Source organism: Cellulomonas sp. P4_A2 (assembly GCF_056402515.1).
The window spans coordinates 1-352 of record NZ_JBFUHG010000264.1; the positions used below are offsets into that span (position 1 = coordinate 1).

Annotated in this window: 1 pseudogene; it reads right to left on the reverse strand. The window is 70.7% G+C overall.

Annotated elements, in window-relative coordinates:
* Window positions 1-2 precede the first annotated feature (2 nt).
* Window positions 3-352 (reverse strand): annotated as a pseudogene (locus tag AC1DUE_RS20995) (pyridine nucleotide-disulfide oxidoreductase); the annotation flags it as partial.

Genomic DNA, 352 nt, shown 5'->3' on the forward strand with positions numbered 1-352 from the left:
GCTCAGCCTCGGTGGGTTTCCAGCAGTCGTAGCCAGATTTCGCCGAGGGTGGGGAAGGCGGGGACGGCGTGCCAGAGCCGGTCGAGGGGTACCTCGCCGGCGACGGCGATGGTGGCCGAGTGCACCAGTTCCCCGACGCCGGGTCCGGCGAAGGTGACGCCCACCACGGTGTTGCGGTCGGTGTCGATGAGCATGCGGGCCCGGCCGCGGTAGTCCTCGCCGTACTGGTGGGCGCCCGCAATGTGTGCGAGGTCGTAGTCGACGACCTCGATACGGCGCCCGCTCTGTTCGGCCTCGCGGCTGGTCAGGCCGACGGAGGCGACCTCGGGGGTGGTGAAGACGACCTGCGGGA